Below are 14,095 nucleotides of genomic sequence, written 5' to 3' on the forward strand. Positions count from 1 at the left end.
CGCATCCCCTCCTATGGCAATAGATATGGCAGCTCCGCCGCAACGTCCGAGGGCAGCAGGCCGTACTCCCCCATCCGGGCGGCGCAGCGGTCGGCCGCCGTTCCGTGGAGCCACGCAGCCGCAGCCGCTGCATGCACGGGCGGCAGGCCCTGCCCCAGCAGTGAGACGAGAATGCCCGCCAGCACGTCGCCGCTCCCGCCCGTAGCAAGGCCCGGATTGCCGCAGCGGTTCTCCCAGCGCTCGTCCGCGCCGCAGATGGCAGTCCGGTGTCCTTTGAGCAGCACCGTCGCGCCGGTCTTCTCCGCAAGCGCCGCAGCCGCGCCCATGCGGTCCTCCCCCGGCAGCCTGCCCATCAGGCGGCGGTATTCGCCGTCGTGCGGCGTGAGCACCACGGGACAGGCCGCGCCGCGCAGTACATCTATATGCCCCTCGAGCACGTTTATGCCATCGGCATCCACCACAACAGGGCAGGATGCATTGGCAAGCACAGCCTGCACGGCGGCAAACGTCCCGGCGCTTCTGCCCAAACCGCAGCCAATCAGACAGGCATCGCAGCCGGAAAGCCGCGCCAGAATTTCCGGAACGGCGCTCTCTGCCAACATGCCGCCCTGCGCGAGAAGCGGGAACACCATCGGCTCGAGCAGCTTCCCCGCCACGATAGGATACACCGGCTCCGGCACGCCGACGAAGATCAGTCCTGCGCCGGACCGCGCCGCACCCATGGCCGCCAGCGCCGGAGCGCCCGTATAGCCGACGGCCCCGCACAGCAGCAGAATGCGGCCGAAATCGCCCTTGTGCGTCTCGCGCGCCCGCCGCGGGAGCCAGCCGCAGAGCCGCTCCGCGTCCATGACCGAAATATCCGCCATTTTTCTTTCCCCCATCTGCCGCAATGCGGCCTTTTTCGATATGATTATAATGTACCGCAAAAAAATAGTCAAATCCCCGGCGGATTTCCCTTGCAACCTTTGAAGAAATATGTTAAAATTTTGGCGATACAGAAGAAAAGCTGTGACCGGGCCGCCGGCTGCAGAATGCGGGCTCAGAGAGGGTGCGTTGCTGTGAGCACTCCCCGCAGGCAGTGCAGGCCTTCCCCCGCGAGCTTCCGGCTGAACGCCCTGCGGAGCATACGCTCCGCGGCAATTAGGCACGGACGGGTCGCTCCGTTATCGGTTTGAGTGCGCCGTGTCAGCGGCGAATGGCGGGTGGTACCGCGGAAGTTCTGTCTTTCGTCCCCTTTCGGACGGAGGACTTTTTCTTTTCCTTGCAACATTTCTTTGCAAAAAGGAGAGCCAACATGAAAGAACAACTGGAACAGATCAAGGCGAAAGCACTGGCTGATCTCGCAGCGGCGGCAGATATGCCCGCACTGGATGCCGTGCGCGTGCGCGTGCTTGGCAAAAAGGGCGAGCTGACGGCCGTTCTGAAGCAGATGGGCAAGCTGTCTGCCGAGGAGCGCCCCGTCATGGGCCAGATGGCAAACGCCGTCCGCGCCAAGCTGGAGGAGGCACTGGAGAAGCGCCGCGCCGCGCTGGATGCCGCCGCGCTCGAGGCAAAGCTCGAGGCCGAGGCCGTGGATGTCACCATCCCAGGCAAGCCCGTGGAAATGGGCCACCAGCACCCGATGAACCGCGTGCTGCAGGAGGTCAAGGAGATCTTCATCGGCATGGGCTATCAGATCGTCGACGGCCCGGAGATCGAGGAGGCCGCCTACAACTTCACGAAGCTGAACATCGAAGAGGGCCATCCCTCCCGCGACCGCTCCGACACCTTCTACTTTGACGACGACGATTCCGTCCTGCTGCGCACGCAGACCAGCCCCATGCAGATCCGCGTGATGGAGCAGCAGAAGCCGCCCATCCGCATGCTGGCCCCTGGCCGCGTATTCCGCAAGGACGAGGCCGACGCCACGCACTCCCCGATGTTCCATCAGATTGAGGGCCTTGTCGTCGACGAGGGCATCACGATGGGCGACCTGAAGGGCGCGCTGGAGACGCTCATCAAGCGCCTGTACGGCGAGGACGCCGTCGTGCGCTTCCGCCCGCATCACTTCCCGTTCACAGAGCCGAGCTGCGAGGTCGACATGCAGTGCTTCAAGTGCCACGGCACGGGCGAGACGGACGGTCAGGTCTGCTCCACCTGCCACGGCGAGGGCTGGATCGAGCTGCTGGGCGCCGGTATGGTGCACCCGAAGGTGCTCGAGGGCTGTGGCATTGACCCGAAGAAGTACTCCGGCTTTGCCTTCGGCATCGGTCTGGAGCGCATGGCCATGGGCCGTCTGCGCATCAATGACCTGCGCCTGATCTTTGACAACGACGTGCGGTTCCTTTCGCAGTTCTGAGGAGGTAGAGCAATGAAACTGAACAGAAAATGGCTCAACGAAGAATTCGTGGATCTCTCCGGCGTGCCGGATCGGGAGTTTGTCGAGACCATGACCATCGCCGGTCAGAAGGTCGAGACCTATGAGCGGCTCGATGCCGAGCTGCGCAATGTCGTTGTCGGCCGCGTCGTGTCCATCACGCGCCACACGAACTCCGACCACATGTGGGTCTGCCAGATCGACGTCGGCGCAGGCGAGCCCGTGCAGATCGTCACCGGCGCACAGAACGTACACGAGGGCGACCTTGTCCCCGTGGCCCAGCATAATTCCTGGCTGCCCGGCGGCGTGCACATCACAAAGGGCAAGCTGCGCGGCGAAGTATCGAACGGCATGCTCTGCTCCCTGAAGGAGCTCGGCCTGACGCTCAACGACTTCCCCTATGCCATTGAGGACGGCATCTGGATCCTGCAGGAGGACTGCAAGCCCGGCGACGACATCAACACCGTCATCGGCAACGACGACACCGTTGTGGACTTTGAGATCACGAACAACCGCCCGGACTGCTATTCCATCCTCGGTCTGGCCCGCGAGGCCGCTGCCGCTTTCAACAAGCCGATGCGCCATCACGACCCGGTCGTGCGCGGCGGTGCGGCGGGAGAGCTGTCCGAGCTGCTGGAAGTCGAGGTTCCCGCTGAGGACCTGTGCCGCCGCTACACCGCGCGCATGGTACGCAATGTGAAGATCGCCCCGTCGCCGAAGTGGCTGCGCCAGCGCCTGCGCGCCAACGGCGTCCGCCCGATCAACAACATCGTCGATATCACAAACTATGTCATGCTGGAATACGGCCAGCCGATGCATGCCTTTGACTACCGCTATGTCGGCTCCGGCAAGATCATCGTCCGCCGCAGCGAGCCGGGCGAGGCCCTGACGACGCTCGACGGCAATGTCCGCACCCTGACGCCCGGCATGCTCGTTATCGCCGACGAGACGAAGCCCATCGGCCTTGCCGGCATCATGGGCGGCGAGAACAGCGAGATCATGGACGACACAGTCGATGTCGTCTTTGAATCCGCAAACTTCAACGGCACGTCCATCCGCCAGACGGCCCTTGCCCTCGGCATGCGCACGGAGGCCTCCGGCAAGTTTGAAAAGAACATCGATCCGCTGCTGACGCTCCCCGCCGTGGACCGCGCCTGCGAGCTCGTCGAGCTGCTGGGCGCCGGTGAGGTCATGGACGGCGTCATCGACGTGCTCAACGACATCCCCGAGCCGCGCACCATCGAGCTGGAGCCGGACCGCATCAATGCCCTGCTCGGCACGGACATCTCCGAGGCCGACATGGTCGAATATCTGCGCCGTCTGGAGATCCCCGTCGAGGGCCATGAGATCCACGTGCCGTCGTGGCGTCCCGATCTGGTCGGCATGGCGGACATCGCCGAGGAGGTCGGCCGCCTGTTCGGCTACAACAACATCCCCACGACGACGTTCCGCGGCGCTGCCACGGAGGGCGGCTATATGGAGGCCATGAAGCTCGAGAACCGCGCCGGTTCCCTGTGCCGCAGCCTCGGCTACAGCGAGATCCTGACGTATTCCTTCGTCTCCCCGTCCATCTTCGATCAGATCCGCCTGCCGGAGGACTCTTCCCTGCGCAATGCCATGCGCATTCAGAACCCGCTCGGTGAGGATGCCTCCATCATGCGCACCGTCGCACTGCCGTCCATGCTCGCCATTTTGGCGCGCAACAACGCCTATCACAACGATGCCGTCAAGCTCTATGAGCTGGCGAAGGTCTACCTGCCGAAGCCCGGCCAGATCCTGCCGGACGAGCCGAAGCATCTGGTGCTCGGCACCTACGGCGAGCACGAGGACTTCTTCAAGATGAAGGGCGAGATCGAGGCCTTCCTGCGCGGCATGAATGTCCCCGAGGCCCGCTATACCGCCGAGAAGCACGACCCGACGTTCCATCCCGGCCGCTGCGCCCGCGTCAGCGTGGGCGGCGTCGACCTCGGCTGCTTCGGCCAAATCCATCCGCTCGTGGCCCGCAGCTACGGCATTGACGGCGAGATTTTCGCCGCAGAGCTGAACTTCACGGCCCTGCTGTCCCTGCAGCTGCCGGAGAAGACCTATACGCCGCTGCCAAAGTACCCGGCCGTCACCCGCGACATCGCCGTCGTCTGCGACGAGGCCGTAACGGTCGCCGCCCTGTCCGACTGCATCCGCGCCGCAGGCGGCAAGCTGCTGCGCAGCGTGGAGCTGTTCGATATCTACCGCGGCAAGGGCATCGCTTCCGGCTCGAAGAGCGCGGCCTTCCGCCTGACGCTCCGTGCAGACGACCGCACGCTGACGGATGCCGATTCCGACGGCGTCGTGTCCGCCGTTCTGGCCGCTCTGGAAAAAGAGCTGAACGCCAAGCTCCGCTGAGCACCGTTTTGTTTCCAATTTGTTTACGCATTTTTCCTTTACTTTATCCCGAATTTCGGATATGATAGAGGAAAGGAAGAAAGGAGGCGGACGTAATTGGATCATAACACGATCAAATTCAGCGTGCCGGTCGACAACAGTGCGGAGATGAAGCAGATCCTCACGGAGGTCTATCGCTCCCTCACAGAAAAGGGCTATAATCCGATCAATCAGATCGTGGGCTATCTTCTTTCCGAGGATCCGACCTACATCACCAACCACAATAACGCTCGCAGCCTCATCTGCAAGCTCGATCGCGACGAGCTTCTTCAGGAGCTTGTCCGGCACTACCTGTTTGATTAGTTCCCCGCCCGGGGAGGCTTCTGCGGCAAGTAGAGGCCTCCCCTCTTTTTCTGCCCTCCCAAGCAAAAAACATCCGACAGTTCCAGCATCGCATTCCCGGACCATTGTAACGCTTTCCGCCGCAATGATTACAAATCGGCAGAAATTCCGAATTTGCTATTGACAATTCGGTTTCTATGTGTTACAATTCGGTTACATTTTATTTGGAGGTTCCCGAATGTCCGAAAAAAATGAAGTCCTCACCTACAAGGGCCACCCCCTGATGCGGAAGGACAATCTGGTTTATTACGGTTCCATGGCAGACGAATTCATCGTCATGCTGCAGATCCTCGAAACAAAAAAGCTCGACGATCTCGAGCTTGCAACAAAGGTCTCCGTCCAGCTCCAGCGCACGGATCCCGCCGCCAAGGCGCGCGACCGCGTGGTGAAGAAGACGGAAAAGGACGGCTTCTACACGGCTTTGGATGTTGGCTGTGTGTGGCTGGAACGTGCACTGAACGCAAAATAAGCACAATTTCTGTTTGGGAGGTACTTTTACATGAAACGGATGATCAAGGTCCTGTTGATCCTTGCCGCCACGGTCGCCGCTGTTGCAGCGCTTGCGATCACGGCAGGCGCCACGGAGCTGAAAACCGGCATCGGCATTGTCGAAGCGAGCGGCGGCCTTCGCCTTCGCTCTCAGGCTTCTACCAGCTCCGATATTCTCTCGACGGCGCACAACGGAGACAACGTCGTAGTCATCCGTCAGGTCGGAGACTGGTATCTGGTCAACTACAATCTGAAGATCGGCTACATGCACTCCGACTATATCACCTTCAAGGAGCGCGAGAACATCGAGCTGGGCTACGGCTCCGTCGATCCCTATCTCGCCAATATCCGCAGCGGCCCGTCCACTTCCTCCGGTCTTGTCGATCAGGCCGGCAGCGGCGCGAAGGTCTTCATCTTCGGCTTCAACTGCGGCTGGTACAAGGTGAAGTACAACGGCCAGATCGGCTACATCCGCAGCGACCTCGTCACCCTGCTGGAAAAGCCCTACTGCAACAGCGGTTCCTCGAGCAGCGGCTCGAGCTACTCCTCCGCCACCGGCTATGACGATTCCTATTCCTCGGGCAGCAGCTCTTCGAGCAGCACCTCACTTGGCACGCAGATCGCGAATTACGGCATGTCGTTCGTCGGTTATCCTTACGTCTACGGCGGCACTTCTCCCTCCGGCTTTGACTGCTCCGGCTTTGTGCAGTATATCTACCGCCAGTTTGGCTACAGCATCAACCGCACCGCGACCGCTCAGCTCGCAAACGGCTACTACGTCTCCTATGACAGCCTGATTCCCGGTGATCTCGTCTTCTTCGGCAGCGGCTCGTCCGCTTCCCATGTCGGCATGTACATCGGCGGCGGCGAATTCGTCCACGCGGCCAATTCCCGCTCCGGCGTCAAGATCTCGAGCCTCTCGGAAAGCTGGTACGCAGCCCGTTACATCGGTGCCCGCCGCATCGTCGGCTAAAGCGGAACATACTCCCCTGCGCAGGATAAGCTCCTGCGCAGGTTTTTTTACAGTTGATACCACGCATTTCCCATGGTATAATGAAGCAAATATAGTGGGAGGAGTAACCATCATGAGGTACAGAAGATTGGGAAAGACCGGGCTGCAGGTCAGTGAGATTGGCTTCGGTGGGGAATGGCTGGAGCGGCACCCCGAGGCAGAGGGCATTGAGCTGATCCACCACGCCGCCGCACAGGGGATCAACATTCTCGACTGCTGGATGGCAGACCCGACATCCCGGGATATCATCGGCAAAGGCATCCGGGACAACCGCAGTCACTGGTATATCCAGGGCCACATCGGCTCCACCTGGAAAGACGGTCAATATTTCCGAAGCCGAGACATACAATACGTGCGCCCGGCGTTCGAAGACCTTCTGCAGCGCCTGCAGACGGACTACATCGATCTCGGCATGATCCACTATGTGGACTCCGAGCAGGATTGGGCGCAGATCCAGCACTCGGATTATCTGGACTACATCATGGGCCTCAAAAAGGCCGGTGTCATCCGCCATATTGGCATCAGCTCCCATAACCCGAAGGTCGCAAAGCTGGCTGCGGAGTCCGGTTATGTCGAGATGATCCTGTTCAGCATCAACCCCGCCTTCGATATGCTGCCCGCCAGTGAGGATAGCGACACGTTGTTCGCGGAGGAATTCAGCGCAGAGCTCAAGGGGATCGATCCCGAGCACGCAGCGCTCTACAGCATCTGCGAGCAGCACGACGTCGGCATCACGGTGATGAAGCCCTTCGCCGGAGGCAGGCTATTCGACGCGAAGCGCTCCCCGTTCGGCGTAAGCCTGACGCCGGTGCAGTGCATCCACTATGCCCTGACCCGCCCTGCCGTCAGCTCGGTCCTATGCGGCTATGACACGAAGGAACAGGTCGATCAGGCCGTTGCCTACGAGAACGCCTCGCGCGAGGAAAAGGACTTCGCTTCGGTCATCGCCAACGCGCCGCTCCACGCCTATCGTGGCCAGTGCACCTACTGCGGGCACTGCAAGCCCTGCCCTGCCGGCCTCGACATCGGCATGATCAACAAATTCTACGATCTCGCCACCATGCAGCCGGAGGTCCCCGCCACCGTGCGCTCGCACTACGAGGCGCTGGAGCACACCGCCTCGGCCTGCATCGGCTGCCGCTCCTGTGAGTCCCGCTGCCCGTTCGGCGTGCCCATTGCGGAGCGGATGGAAAAGGCCGCAGCCCTGTTCGGCTGCTGAAGTCCCCTCTGAAACAGCAAATCACGCAGGCCGATTGTCAGCCTGCGTGATTTTCATTTCGATCTTTTATTTTTCTTCCGGCTTTTTCTCCGAGCAGAGCTCCGCTGCCGCATGCAGCCGCTCAGAGGACTCGCGGAATACGTCCTGCACACTGTCAAGCGCCTGCTTCAGACGGTCATAATCCGCGTGGAACCGATCGGACAGGCCTGTAATGTCCTGCCGTCTGGCCTTGAGCTTTTCCTCGGCCTGCTCGAACGCGCTGCGCATCCGGACGGCAGAGGCCGCGGCACGCTCGCGCGCCATGCGCTCTGTCTGCTCTGCACGGCGGTAAGCCGTCAGCTCCATCTCATCATAGCGCGGCTTCTGAACGGCCGCTGCAGGCCGCTCTGCGGGCTCCTGCGCCTGCCGGAGCGCAGCGTTCTGCTCACGCAGCTCGGCAAGCTCGGCGCGAAGCTGCGAAAGCTCCTGCTTCTGCCGCTCCGACTCCTCCTGCCGGGCGGCAAGCTCCTTCTTCTGCTGCTCCAGCTCCTCCTGCTGGCGGGTGCGCTCCTCCGCCAGGCGGCGCAGCTCCAGCTCGTGCTCGCTCGTCGTCTTCTGAATGAACTGCACCACATCCATGCGGTTGAAGCCGTGCAGGGAGCTGCGGAAGCTATCCGTCGTCGCTGCCATTGCCATTCCTCCCGATTCTCTCCCGATTCGGGAGTTTTTTCTCATTATAGCACGCGGAACGGCGAAAAACAATACATTCCACGGAAATTTGACGGATGTTCTCTCCCCTGCCCGGCAAGTTTTCCCATTTTTCTTCTTTACTTTGTCCAAACTATCTGCTATAATAATGGATGCAAATGCGCCGGTGGCTCAATGGATAGAGCATCAGATTCCGGTTCTGAGGGTTGGGGGTTCGAGTCCCTTCCGGCGTGCCATCTCCGGATCAGGCGGGCTGACGATTCATTCGTCGGCCCGTTTGTTGTTTATGCCGAAAAAAACGCGGATGATGCGCCTGTACTTTCTTCTTTCTCCTGTTTTCCGCTATAATCATAGCCGCGGTATCCCGCAAATCAGAACGAGGAGAAAGAAAATCATGAGAAAATGCATCCGCACAGCAGCCGCTCTGCTGCTGGCCCTCGCCCTTGCAGCCGGACTTTTCGGCTGCAGCAAACTTACCCCGATCGTCAGTGGGGGCGACAAACCCCACACCACGGAGCCTGTGGCCACAGGATCGCAAACGGACACCGAAGACACGCAGAACATGGAAAATGCAGAAGACACCGGTGAGCAGGACTGGGCCGGCGAAGAGGAGTCCTCCGATCCGGCGCCCGTGGAGACGGACCCGCCTGTGTGGGAGGGGCCGGAAACCGTAGTATATCTCGCGCCCTATGACGCGCTGGCCGTGGAATACGGCGGCTATTTCTATTATGTGGACCGGGACGACAATCTCTGCCGCACGACCACGGACATGACGGACTATACGCTCTTCTGCGAAGCGCAGATCCGGGGCGACGTCCGCATCATTGGCATCACGGACGCCGGGAGGATGTACCTGAGCAGCGGCGGGCAGTCGTGCTATGTCGATCTGGCCGAGGGCCGGGACGGCATGGCGGCCGACTACGGCATGGTCGAGTCGCAGACGTTCACAGGCGCTGCCCTCTCCATCGGCATCCGCGCCCTGCGCGGCGGCTGGATGTACTACACGAAGTCCGGCGAAAACGGTCTGTTCCGCGCAAAGATCGGCGCAGTACCCGAGGAGGAAAACTGCATCGTCTTCGACAAGGACATCCGTGAAGCGGCCGTGACCGGCGATTACCTGATCTACACCTACAACAGAGGCAGCCGCGCCGACCTGCAGGTCACGCTGGCAGACGATCCCGACAGCCTGCTGCTCACGATCGAGGGCAACGGCACCTATCCGACGACCATGCTCGCCGGTACGGACGACCGGAGCGGGACGCCCCTGCTGCTCGTCTCGCGCTATGAGCTCATCGACCGCGGCGCCGAGTACTCCGTCTACGACCTTTCAACGCTTGAGCTTGCGACAAACAGCATGCTCGACAGCGCCAAATTGCAGCGCCTTGGATATTGCTTCGGCAAAAATGGGGACGAGATCGTCTGCTTCAACAACTGTCTCCGCTTCGATCCCTTCGGGACGTTCTCAGACGGCAGCAGCCAATACTATCCGAACGCCTACTATACGGACGACTATCTCGTGAGCTTTTTCAGCATCACCTATGCCGGAAACGGCTGGTACTTCTTCGCGGACGCGGATCAGGGCGGCGCGACCCATGCCATTGAGGAAGGCGGCACCGAGCTCATCCCGCTCGTCTGACCCATAAAATCAGCCCGGCTGCCAAATGATGGCAGCCGGGAAAATTTAGGGAAGCTCTGATTAAATCAGCAAGAGTGGATGGCGAGAGATTTTCTGTCAAGTCAAGGTTTGAAAAATGCAGGAATACTTTGTGTATTTCAAGTTTTTCAAACCGATGGATTGGCGGAAAATATCCGCCATCCACCGCAGATGATTTATTCAGAGTTTCCTTAGCTCAAATGTGGTGTCAGGAACGCCGCAAGCGTTACGCTTTCCAGATAATTCTGAATGAGATTGTCCAGCTCCGTCCAGATCGGTTTCGTGCGGCAGTCCTGCGTGCGGTCGCAGGAGCACTGACCGTTTTCCATGCACGAAACAGGGGCCAGCGTGCCCTCCGTCAGGTTCAAAATTTCGGCCAAGGTGTATTCCTCCGGTCGGCGATTCAGCCGGTAGCCGCCACCCTTGCCGTGAATAGCATCGACGAGCCCAGCCTTCGACAGGACGGTCATGATATTCTCCAGATATTTTCTGGAGATCTCCTCGCGGTCTGCGATCTCCTTCAGGGGGACATATTCCTCCAGCCCGCTTTCCGCCAGATCGATCATGACGCGCAGCGCATAGCGGCCCTTTGTTGAAATCATCATTGCGTATTTCTCCTCAGAGGATCGTTCCGCCGCCAACGACGGTATCGCCGTCATACAGCACAACGGCCTGCCCGCGTGCAATGGCGCGCTGCGGCTCGTCGAACGAGACATGCACCGTGCCGTCCGGATTCTGCGTGACGGTCGCGGGCTGTTCCTGCTGACGGTAGCGGATTTTTGCCTTGACGTGCAGCTCAGCGGGCGGCGTTTCATAGGCGATCCAGTTGAAATCGCCCGCATCCAGCTCCGTGGTGAACAGGGCCTCATTCGGGCCGAGCACGACGGTGTTGTCCTCCGGGCGCTTCTCACAGACATAATACGGATGCTCGATGCCGAGGCCCAGTCCCTTTCGCTGGCCGATCGTATAGTGGATGATGCCTGCGTGCTCACCAAGCACATGGCCCTCACGGTCCACAAATGGGCCGGGCTTCGCCTTTTGGCCGGTTCGCAGCTCAATGACGCGGGCATAGTCTCCGTCCGGTACGAAGCAGATATCCTGACTGTCGCGCTTTCTGGCGTTCACAAGGCCATGCTTCTCGGCAATCTCACGCGCCTCGGTCTTGTGCAGCGTGCCGAGCGGGAAGCGCAGATGCGCCAGCTGGCGCTGATTCAGGAAATACAGCACATAGCTCTGATCCTTGCTGTCGTCCACGGCCTTTTTCAGGAGCCAGCGGCCGTTTTCCTGCTCGATGCGGGCATAGTGCCCCGTGGCGACGGCATCACAGCCAAGCAACTCCGCGCGCTCGACGAGTTTGGCGAATTTCATGTAGCGGTTGCAGTCGATGCAGGGGTTCGGTGTCGCGCCGCGCTCATAGGCATCCACAAAGCGGTCCATCACCTGCTCGCCGAAGCCGTCCGTGAAATTGAACACATAGAACGGCATACCGAGCTGATAGGCCACGCTGCGCGCATCCTCGACGTCTTCGAGCGAGCAGCAGCTCTTTTCGCGCGATACCCCGGCGTCCTCATTGTGGAACAGCCGCATCGTTGCGCCGACACATTCGCAGCCTGCCTCAGATAGCAGGAGGGCGGCGACGCTGGAATCCACGCCGCCGCTCATCGCGATCAAGATCTTCTCAGGCTTCACAGTGGTCACAATGCGAGCAGTCCGGGAACTTGGACTCGTCATAAGCGATGCCGTGCTTGTCGTAGTAGTCCTTCACCGCTGCCTTGATGGCCTCCTCCGCCAGAACGGAGCAGTGCATCTTGTACGCGGGCAGTCCGTCCAGCGCCTCGGCAACAGCCTTGTTCGTCAGCTCAAGGGCCTGAGACAGGGGCTTGCCCTTGATGAGCTCCGTTGCCATGGAGCTCGAGGCGATGGCGGAGCCGCAGCCGAAGGTTTCGAACTTGACGTCGGAGATTTTGTCGTCATCGATCTTCAGGTAGATCTTCATGATATCGCCGCACTTGGCGTTGCCGACCTCGCCGATGCCGTCTGCGTTTTCAATGACGCCGACATTGCGCGGATGCTGGAAATGGTCCATCACTTTTTCGCTATACAGTGCCATAACTGATTCCTCCTCAGAGAATAAACGATTTCTTGCCCTCGACCAGATCGCGCCAGACCGGGGACATGCCGCGCAGATAGGCGACGATCTCCGGCACGCAGGCCAGAATATGGTCGATCTCCGCTTCCGTGTTGCTCTCGCAGAGCGTCAGACGCAGCGAGCCGTGCGCGACCTCATGCGGGCGACCGATGGCCAGCAGAACGTGGCTCGGGTCGAGTGAGCCGGACGTGCAGGCGGAGCCGGACGAGGCACAGATGCCCTTGCCGTCGAGCAGCAGGAGCATGGACTCGCCCTCGATGCCCTCAAAGCAGAAGTTCACATTGCCGGGCAGGCGATGCTCGCGGTCGCCGTTGAGCGCACAGTGCGGAATTTTCGACAGGCCGTCGATGAGCTTGTCCCGCAGGGCCGTGACCTTGGCGATGTTCTCATCCATATGCTCGCAGGCCTCGCGGAAAGCCGCAGCCATGCCGGCGATGCCGCCGACGTTCTCGGTACCGGCGCGCTTGCCGCGCTCCTGGGCGCCGCCCTCGATGAGGTTCGTCAGGAAAATGCCCTTGCGCGCGTACAGAAGGCCGACGCCCTTCGGGCCGTGGAACTTGTGGGCAGAAAGCGAGAGCATGTCGATGTTCTGCTCGCGGACGTTGATGGGCAGATGACCGGCAGCCTGCACCGCATCGGTGTGGAACAGGACGCCGCGCTCGCGGCAGACCGCACCGATCTCGGCGATCGGCTGGATCGTGCCGATCTCGTTGTTTGCATACATGACCGTCACGAGGCAGGTATCCTCGCGGATGGCGTCCGCGACCTGCTGGGCCGTGACGAGGCCGTTTTCATGAACATCGAGCAGCGTGACCTCAAAGCCCTGCTTCTCCAGCCGCTTCAGGCTGTGCAGGATGGCATGATGCTCAAAGGCGGTGGAGATGATGTGCTTTTTGCCCTTGCGCGCGCCGAGCGTGGCCGCCGTCAGCAGGGCCTGATTGTCCGCCTCGCTGCCGCCGGACGTGAACGTGATCTCCCGGGCGTCGCAGCCAAGGTACTTTGCCATCGTCTCGCGCGAAGCCTGCAGGGACTCCGCAGCCTTCTGCCCCAGCGTATACAGGCTCGAGGGGTTGCCATAGCTCTCGCGCAGGAAGGGCAGCATGGCATCCACGGCGGCCTGACTCATCCGCGTGGTGGCAGCATTGTCAGCATAAACGTTCATGTGGATTCTCCTTTATGGTGTCTCCGGCCGGGCCGGAGTTGGAATTGTAAGATGCCTCCGGAAGAATTTCCCATCATCCCGGTAGGTTAATAGGATGATATCATATTTTACCCACAAAGTCAATGGGTAGTCCGCAGTTTCCCGCAACTTCGCGAAAAAATCTCAGAAAAGACTTGACTTTTGGCGAAAAATCGAGTATGATATGCAAGCTGATTTCAGTGATCTGATATCGGCGCAAAGTGGAGAGGTGGCTGAGCTGGCCGAAGGCGCACGACTGGAAATCGTGTAGGCGTTAAAAGCGTCTCGCGGGTTCGAATCCCGCCCTCTCCGCCAGGAAAAAGAGCACTTGCTGATGCAAGTGCTCTTTTTCAGTATAATCCACCCTTGCGGGTGAGGGAAATACCGCTCCGCGGTGTGATATCCGCCTTCGGCGTGTGATATCGCTGCGGCGGTGGGTGGATTTTATTTCACTTTCTGCAAAGCAGAAAATTTCACGCGCGTATCAACGCGCATTTCATATTTTGCGCCAGCGAAATATTTCACAAAACCGTTCTTTCATAAGTTCAAATTCATCTGTTCAAAGCACGTTATTTTGTTCTCTGCT

13 protein-coding genes and 2 tRNA genes are annotated in these 14,095 nt (G+C 60.2%); 9 read left to right on the plus strand and 6 right to left on the minus strand.

Annotated features, from left to right (window positions below; all coding sequences use genetic code 11):
• Positions 1-11: 11 nt before the first annotated feature.
• Positions 12-866, minus strand: coding sequence for an NAD(P)H-hydrate dehydratase (locus WMO66_RS06820; protein WP_349135655.1), 855 nt, complete (start codon positions 864-866; stop codon positions 12-14).
• Positions 867-1,294: 428 nt separating this feature from the next.
• Here WMO66_RS06820 and pheS point away from each other — a divergent pair, with 428 nt between their 5' ends.
• The 6 genes from pheS (at position 1,295) to WMO66_RS06850 (ending at position 7,839) form a co-directional block, all read left to right on the plus strand.
• Positions 1,295-2,338, plus strand: coding sequence for a phenylalanine--tRNA ligase subunit alpha (gene pheS / locus WMO66_RS06825; protein ID WP_349135656.1), 1,044 nt, complete (start codon positions 1,295-1,297; stop codon positions 2,336-2,338).
• Positions 2,339-2,350: 12 nt separating this feature from the next.
• On the plus strand, positions 2,351-4,738 hold the full coding sequence (gene pheT, locus WMO66_RS06830) for a phenylalanine--tRNA ligase subunit beta (RefSeq protein ID WP_349135657.1): 2,388 nt from the start codon (positions 2,351-2,353) through the stop codon (positions 4,736-4,738).
• Positions 4,739-4,834: 96 nt separating this feature from the next.
• Positions 4,835-5,080 carry an IreB family regulatory phosphoprotein gene (locus WMO66_RS06835; protein ID WP_349135658.1) on the plus strand — a complete coding sequence of 82 codons (246 nt, stop codon included), beginning with the start codon at positions 4,835-4,837 and terminating at the stop codon, positions 5,078-5,080.
• A 217-nt stretch (positions 5,081-5,297) separates the two neighbouring features.
• Entirely contained in the window at positions 5,298-5,588 is a 291-nt protein-coding gene (locus WMO66_RS06840; RefSeq protein ID WP_349135659.1) for a hypothetical protein, read from the plus strand.
• 30 nt (positions 5,589-5,618) lie between these two features.
• Positions 5,619-6,581, plus strand: coding sequence for a C40 family peptidase (locus WMO66_RS06845; protein ID WP_349135660.1), 963 nt, complete (start codon positions 5,619-5,621; stop codon positions 6,579-6,581).
• Between the two features lie 112 nt (positions 6,582-6,693).
• Positions 6,694-7,839, plus strand: a complete 1,146-nt coding sequence (locus WMO66_RS06850; protein ID WP_349135662.1) for an aldo/keto reductase — start codon at positions 6,694-6,696, stop codon at positions 7,837-7,839.
• 66 nt (positions 7,840-7,905) lie between these two features.
• On the opposite strand, the gene WMO66_RS06855 is transcribed toward WMO66_RS06850, so the two are convergent.
• Positions 7,906-8,508, minus strand: a complete 603-nt coding sequence (locus WMO66_RS06855; protein ID WP_349135663.1) for a hypothetical protein — start codon at positions 8,506-8,508, stop codon at positions 7,906-7,908.
• A 178-nt stretch (positions 8,509-8,686) separates the two neighbouring features.
• On the opposite strand from WMO66_RS06855, the gene WMO66_RS06860 reads away from it, so the two are divergent.
• Both WMO66_RS06860 and WMO66_RS06865 read left to right on the plus strand, forming a co-directional pair.
• Positions 8,687-8,762: transfer RNA gene (locus WMO66_RS06860), tRNA-Arg, on the plus strand.
• A 158-nt stretch (positions 8,763-8,920) separates the two neighbouring features.
• Positions 8,921-10,162 (plus strand): hypothetical protein, encoded by a 1,242-nt coding sequence (locus WMO66_RS06865; protein ID WP_349135664.1) that lies wholly within the window; start codon positions 8,921-8,923, stop codon positions 10,160-10,162.
• 209 nt (positions 10,163-10,371) lie between these two features.
• Here WMO66_RS06865 and WMO66_RS06870 read toward each other — a convergent pair whose 3' ends face one another.
• Genes WMO66_RS06870 through nifS form a run of 4 tightly spaced genes read right to left on the minus strand, consistent with a single transcriptional unit; the run spans position 10,372 to position 13,491 of the window.
• Positions 10,372-10,785 carry an RrF2 family transcriptional regulator gene (locus WMO66_RS06870; protein WP_349135665.1) on the minus strand — a complete coding sequence of 138 codons (414 nt, stop codon included), beginning with the start codon at positions 10,783-10,785 and terminating at the stop codon, positions 10,372-10,374.
• Between the two features lie 13 nt (positions 10,786-10,798).
• On the minus strand, positions 10,799-11,911 hold the full coding sequence (mnmA, locus tag WMO66_RS06875) for a tRNA 2-thiouridine(34) synthase MnmA (protein ID WP_349135666.1): 1,113 nt from the start codon (positions 11,909-11,911) through the stop codon (positions 10,799-10,801).
• Positions 11,859-12,290 (minus strand): Fe-S cluster assembly scaffold protein NifU, encoded by a 432-nt coding sequence (gene nifU, locus WMO66_RS06880; RefSeq protein ID WP_349135667.1) that lies wholly within the window; start codon positions 12,288-12,290, stop codon positions 11,859-11,861. Before nifU ends, mnmA begins: the two co-directional genes overlap by 53 nt.
• A 13-nt stretch (positions 12,291-12,303) precedes the next feature.
• Positions 12,304-13,491, minus strand: coding sequence for a cysteine desulfurase NifS (gene nifS / locus WMO66_RS06885; protein WP_349135668.1), 1,188 nt, complete (start codon positions 13,489-13,491; stop codon positions 12,304-12,306).
• 241 nt (positions 13,492-13,732) lie between these two features.
• Between nifS and WMO66_RS06890 the strand changes: the two genes are divergently transcribed.
• Positions 13,733-13,824 (plus strand) — tRNA-Ser (locus tag WMO66_RS06890).
• Positions 13,825-14,095 lie beyond the last annotated feature (271 nt).

Source organism: Faecousia intestinalis, from assembly GCF_040096185.1.
GTDB lineage: Bacteria > Bacillota > Clostridia > Oscillospirales > Oscillospiraceae > JAZOXB01.